5 protein-coding genes and 2 rRNA genes are annotated in these 6,000 nt (G+C 69.6%); 5 read left to right on the forward strand and 2 right to left on the reverse strand.

Going from position 1 to position 6,000, the window contains the following annotated elements:
• Positions 1 to 349: 349 nt before the first annotated feature.
• From FCI23_RS59210 to FCI23_RS02255, 5 genes are read left to right on the forward strand one after another with little or no spacing between them, the layout of a single operon-like run.
• A complete protein-coding gene (locus FCI23_RS59210) occupies positions 350 to 1,339 on the forward strand; it encodes a hypothetical protein (protein WP_322973784.1) in 990 nt (329 codons plus the stop codon).
• A gap of 23 nt (positions 1,340 to 1,362) precedes the next feature.
• Positions 1,363 to 1,995 (forward strand): DUF4129 domain-containing protein, encoded by a 633-nt coding sequence (locus tag FCI23_RS59215; RefSeq protein ID WP_407645901.1) that lies wholly within the window; start codon positions 1,363 to 1,365, stop codon positions 1,993 to 1,995.
• Positions 1,992 to 3,173, forward strand: coding sequence for a DUF4350 domain-containing protein (locus FCI23_RS02245; protein ID WP_136721681.1), 1,182 nt, complete (start codon positions 1,992 to 1,994; stop codon positions 3,171 to 3,173). Before FCI23_RS59215 ends, FCI23_RS02245 begins: the two co-directional genes overlap by 4 nt.
• Entirely contained in the window at positions 3,170 to 4,135 is a 966-nt protein-coding gene (locus FCI23_RS02250) for an AAA family ATPase (RefSeq protein WP_136721682.1), read from the forward strand. Before FCI23_RS02245 ends, FCI23_RS02250 begins: the two co-directional genes overlap by 4 nt.
• Positions 4,136 to 4,151: 16 nt before the next feature.
• On the forward strand, positions 4,152 to 5,462 hold the full coding sequence (locus FCI23_RS02255; protein ID WP_136721683.1) for a DUF58 domain-containing protein: 1,311 nt from the start codon (positions 4,152 to 4,154) through the stop codon (positions 5,460 to 5,462).
• A gap of 180 nt (positions 5,463 to 5,642) precedes the next feature.
• Here FCI23_RS02255 and rrf read toward each other — a convergent pair.
• Positions 5,643 to 5,759 (reverse strand): 5S ribosomal RNA (gene rrf, locus FCI23_RS02260).
• 71 nt (positions 5,760 to 5,830) lie between these two features.
• Positions 5,831 to 6,000: ribosomal RNA gene (locus FCI23_RS02265) — 23S ribosomal RNA — on the reverse strand; the annotation flags it as partial.

Genomic DNA, 6,000 nt, shown 5'->3' on the forward strand with positions numbered 1-6,000 from the left:
TCGGCACCATGGCACGATGGCCCCCATCCAGCCGTTCGGTAGGTGGATGCGCAGTGACGAAGGAGCGATGATGAACGACTCTCCGGGCTGGGCCTCGCCCGGATCCTCCCCCTCCGACGAGCCGGAGCACGGAGGCAGCCCCGATACGCCCCAGCCAGCTGCGCCTCCGAACTGGTCGGACCAACAGCCTCCGCCCGGCCAGTGGTCCGCCCCGAGCGGCCGCCCCACCCCCCCTCCGCCACCGCCCCCGGGTCCCGGCTGGGTCGGCCGGTGGAACACGCCGCAGCAGGGCGCTCCGCAGGGTTGGCAGCAGCCTTCATGGGGGAAGCCCCCGTCACCGAAGCCCGGTGTGATCCCGCTCCGCCCGCTCGGCGTCGGCGAGATCCTCGACGGCGCGGTCTCCACCATGCGCGCCCACTGGCGCACCGTGCTCGGCATCTCCCTCATCGTCGCGCTGATCATCCAGACGACCGTGGTCCTCCTCCAGGGCTTCGTCCTCAAGGGGGTGGACACCACAGCGCTCAACGACCCCAACGCCAGCGTCCAGGATGTCCTGAAGGCGCTCCGCAGCTCCCTCATCACCGGCGGTGTCGCCGGCCTGATCGAGCTGCTCGGCACCATCGTCGCCACCGCGATGCTCACCATGGTGGTCAGCCGGGCCGTCCTGGGCCGCCCCGTGACCACCGGCGAGGCCTGGCAGGATGCCGCACCGCGACTGCTCCGCCTGCTCGGCCTGACGCTGCTGCTGCCCCTCATCGCCTTGGTCATCATGGGCGTGTGCGCACTCCCCGGCATCCTGGTCGCGATCGCGGGCTCCGGTGTCACCGGTGGAGGCATCGCCGCCATCGGCATCCTCCCCGGAGCCGTCGTCAGCATCTGGCTAATGGTCCGGTTCAGCCTCGCTTCGCCCGCGCTGATGCTGGAGAAACAGGGCATTTTCAAATCCATCGCCCGCTCCGCAAAGCTTGTACGCGGTTCCTGGTGGCGCGTATTCGGCGTCCAGGCGCTCGCCGCCATCCTTGTCTCCATCGTCGCGGGGATCATCACCCTGCCCTTCTCCTTCCTGGCCATGGCCCTCAGCGGCGACGGCGGGACCAACTTCCTGTCCGGCAACCCCGGTACCTACGGCTGGACATATTTCGTCGTCAGCGGAATCGGCTCGGTAATCGGCTCCACCATCACCCTTCCGATCAGCGCCGGTGTCACGGCCCTCCTCTACGTGGACCGGCGGATCCGCCGCGAGGGCCTCGACATCGAACTCGCCCGCGCCGCCAATGTCCCCGGCTACGCAGGCACCTCCGCCGGCACCCCCGCCGACAGCACCACCCCCGGAGGCTGACGCCGGTGAGGGGCGACGTACCGGTGACGACCCCGCGTGACGCCGCCCGCGAAGCGGCTCAGCGTGAACTGTCCAAGCCGATCTACCACCAGCACGACCCCAGCTTCCTCCAACGCGCCCTGAACTGGCTCTGGGACAAGGTCTCCCACCTCCTCGGTGCGGCCTCCAGCGCCACCCCAGGAGGCGCGGTCGGCCTGATTGTCGTCATTGCCGTAGTCGTGGCTCTCATCGTCGCCCTGCGGCTGCGCCTGGGCCGGATCCGCACCGCCTCCACCACCGCCACCGGCCTCTTCGACGACCGGCCGCGGACTGCCGCCGAACACCGCGCCGCAAGCGAGGAACACGCGAGCCGGCAGCAATGGGCGCCGGCCCTCCAGGAACGCATGCGCGCCGTCGTCCGCAGCCTTGAGGAGCGGACTGTGCTCGACCCCCGCCCCGGCCGCACCGCTGACGAGGCCGCCGCCGAGGCCGGTCGCGCCCTCACCGAACACGCGGCCCGGCTCCGCGCCGCAGCCCGCGTCTTTGACGACGTCACCTACGGCGGCCGCTCCGCTACCCAGGAGTCCTACACGACCCTGCGTGACCTCGACACAGAACTCCAGCACACCAAACCGCAGTTCACCAGCGGCACCGCCGCCGGGGGCACCCGCGCATGACCACCTCCGCCTCTCCCACGGCACACCAGCTGTGGATCCGATACCGCGCCTTCCTGGCCGCTCTCCTCGCCCTCCTCGTCTTCGGCGCCCTGTTCGCCGCCCAGCGCTCCGGCGAGAACCACAACGCCCTCAACCCCCGCTCGGCCGACCCCCAGGGCAGCCGAGCCGTCGCCCAGCTCCTCGCCGAACAGGGCGTCACCACCAAGGTCGTCACCACCGCCGGCGAAGCCGCCTCCGCCACCGGACCCGACACCACCCTCCTCGTCGCCGTGCCCGGCCTATTGACCTCCCATCAGCTCTCGGCTCTGCGCTCCGCCACCGCACACTCCGGCGGCCGCACCCTCCTCCTCTCCCCCGGCGCTGCCCAGGTCCAAGTCCTGACCCCCGGCGTGCGGGCGGTGGCCGCCGGATCTGCCCAGGTCCTGTCCGCGAACTGCGACTTCCCTGCCGCCCGCCGGGCCGGCGATGCCCTGACCGGCGGCGTCCAGTACACGACCTCCGTCCCCGGCGCCGACAGCTGCTACCCCTACGCCGGCCGCCCCACCCTCTTGAGACTCCCTTCCCCGGGCGGCGGCGACACTGTCGTCCTCGGCACCACCGACCTCCTGCGGAACGACCACCTCGACGAGCAGGGCAACGCCTCCCTCGCTCTGCAACTCCTCGGCACACACCCCAAGCTCGTCTGGTACCTCCCCTCCCTCAGTGACGCCGCAGCCACCAGTGGCAACCGCAGCTTCCTCGACCTCATCCCCGCCGGCTGGACCTGGGCCTTCTACCAACTGCTCATCGCCGCCGCCCTGGCCGCCCTCTGGCGGGGCCGCCGGCTGGGCCCGGTCATCGCCGAACGGCTGCCCGTCGTTGTACGCGCCGCCGAGGCCACCGAAGGCCGGGCCCGCCTCTACCGCCGGGCCAACGCCCGCGCCCGCGCCGCCGAAGCCCTGCGAACCGCGACCCGTGAACGGCTCGCACCACTCATCGGTGTCCCTCCCTCACAGGCCCACGTCCCAGGCCCGCTCGCCACCACAGTCGCCGCCCGCCTGGGCGACCCGGCGGTTGACCCCCACGCCCTGCTGGACGGGCCGCCACCGCCCGACGACAAAGCCCTCCTCAGCCTCGCTGACGACCTCGATACCCTCGAACGCTCCCTTCTCTCCGCAGAAAGGCTCCGCAACCCGTGAGCGCCCCGACCGCAGACAGCGCCCGCGCCTCCCTCGAGGCCCTGCGCGCCGAAATCGCAAAGGCCGTGGTCGGCCAGGACCCGGCCGTCACCGGCCTGGTGGTGGCCCTGCTGTGCCGCGGCCATGTCCTCCTCGAAGGTGTTCCCGGCGTCGCGAAGACCCTTCTCGTACGCGCGCTCGCCGCCTCCCTCCAACTCAAGATGAAGCGCGTCCAGTTCACCCCCGACCTGATGCCCGGCGACGTCACCGGCTCACTCGTCTACGACGCACGCACTGCCGAGTTCTCCTTCCGCCCCGGCCCGGTCTTCACCAACCTCCTTCTCGCCGACGAAATCAACCGCACCCCGCCCAAAACCCAGGCCTCCCTCCTCGAAGTGATGGAGGAACGCCAAGTCACCATCGACGGCACTCCCCGACCACTGCCCGACCCCTTCCTCGTCGCCGCGACACAGAATCCGGTCGAATACGAAGGCACCTACCCCCTCCCAGAAGCCCAGCTCGACCGCTTCCTGCTGAAACTGGTCCTCCCCCTCCCCGACCGGGAGTCCGAGATCGACGTCATCACCCGGCACGCGGAAGGTTTCGACCCCCGCGACCTCAACGCCGCCGGCCTCCGCCCTGCCGCCGGTCCCGAAGACCTCGAAGCCGCGCGAGCGGCCGTCGCCAAGACCGCCGTCTCCCCCGAAGTCACCGGCTACATCGTCGACATCTGCCGGGCCACCCGTGAATCTCCCTCCCTTGTCCTCGGCGTGTCCCCACGCGGAGCCACCGCCCTGCTCGCCACCTCCCGAGCCTGGGCCTGGCTCACCGGCCGCGACTACGTCATACCTGACGACGTCAAGGCTCTGGCCCTGCCTACCCTCCGGCACCGCGTACAACTACGGCCCGAGGCAGAGATGGAGGGAGTGACGGCCGACTCCGTCATCACCTCGATCCTCGCCCGCGTCCCTGTCCCCCGCTGAGGCGGCGAGCACACCCATGGCCCTGACCGGACGTACAGCCCTGCTCGCCGCGATCGGCGCCCTGGCCGTCGGAATTCTGCTCCCCGGCTGGAGCGGAGTCCTGACCGTCGAAGGTGTTCTTCTACTCGGAATTCTGTGCGACCTCGCGCTAGCCGCGCCAGTACGAAAGCTGCAATTCACCCGGATAGGTGAAACATCCGTTCGACTCGGAGAAGTCGCAGAGGTGTCCCTCACCATCACCAACCCCAGCAGGCGCCCTCTGCGCGCTCTGCTCCGGGACGCATGGCCGCCCAGCGCCTGGAACCCGGGTACCGAAGTCGCCGCCTCCCGCCACCGTCTGTCCATCCCGCCCGGCGAGCGGCGCCGCGTCACCACCGCGCTCCATCCCACCCGTCGCGGCGACCGTCACGCCGAACGCATTACCGTCCGTTCCATCGGCCCCCTGGGGCTTGCAGCCCGTCAGGGCTCGCACCATGTGCCCTGGACCGTGCGTGTCCTGCCCCCCTTCACCAGCCGCAAGCATCTGCCCTCGCGCCTCGCGCGCCTGCGGGAACTCGACGGCCGCACCTCCGTCCTGGTCCGCGGCCAGGGAACCGAGTTCGATTCCCTACGCGAGTACACCCCAGGCGACGACACCCGCTCGATCGACTGGCGCGCCACCGCCCGCACCGGAGCAGTCGCGATACGCACCTGGCGCCCCGAACGCGACCGCCGCATCCTCATCGTCCTCGACACCGGCCGCACCTCGGCCGGTCGTGTCGGCGACGTCCCGCGCCTTGACGCGGGCATGGATGCCGCCCTGCTCCTCGCCGTCCTCGCCAACCGCGCCGGCGACCGTGTGAGCCTGCTCGCCTACGACCGCCAGGTCCGGGCATCCGTCCAGGGTCGCCACGCCAACGACCTGCTCCCCGCTCTCGTCAATGCAATGGCCCCTCTGGAGCCGGAACTCGTCGAATCCGACGCCCGTGGACTCGTCGCCACCATCCTCAAACGCACTTCCCACCGGGCGCTCATCGTCCTGCTTACCGGGCTCGACGCAGCGCCCATGGAAGAGTGCCTGCTCCCGGTCCTCCCCCAACTGACCCACCGGCACGAAGTGCTCATCGCCTCCGTCGCCGACCCTCGCATCGAAGCAATGGCCAAGGGCCGCGGCACTCTCGACGCCGTCTACGCGGCAGCCGCGGCCGAACAAACCCGAGCTGAGCGCCGCCGCATCGCCCAGCGTCTTTCGCGCCACGGCATCACCGTCGTCGACGCCACGCCCACCGACATCGCCCCGGCCCTGGCAGACGCATACCTGACCCTCAAGGCCTCCGGCCGCCTCTAGTCCACCAGCGACGAGCCCAACGATGATTGAGTCCTGGCCGCGCGCCGATCCCACCCCCGCCCAGCCAAGTCCGAGGACCGTTCAAATAGCCCAGCTCTCCGCAGCATGTCCCCTCCTGAAAACGAACGCAAAAAAGCCCGGTCCCGAGGTCGATGACCTCGGGACCGGGCTATAAAGGTTGTTCGGCGGCGTCCTACTCTCCCACAGGGTCCCCCCTGCAGTACCATCGGCGCTGAAAGGCTTAGCTTCCGGGTTCGGAATGTAACCGGGCGTTTCCCTAACGCAATAACCACCGAAACACTATGAAGACAACAAACCGGAACAACACAGTTCGCTACTTCAGAACTACACAGTGGACGCGAGCAACTGAGGACAAGCCCTCGGCCTATTAGTACCGGTCAGCTCCACCCCTTACAGGGCTTCCACATCCGGCCTATCAACCCAGTCGTCTACTGGGAGCCTTAACCCCTCAAAGGAGGTGGGAACACTCATCTCGAAGCAGGCTTCCCGCTTAGATGCTTTCAGCGGTTATCCCTCC

The sequence above is a fragment of the Actinacidiphila oryziradicis genome, assembly GCF_005047355.1.
GTDB classification, from domain to species: Bacteria; Actinomycetota; Actinomycetes; order Streptomycetales; family Streptomycetaceae; genus Actinacidiphila; species Actinacidiphila oryziradicis.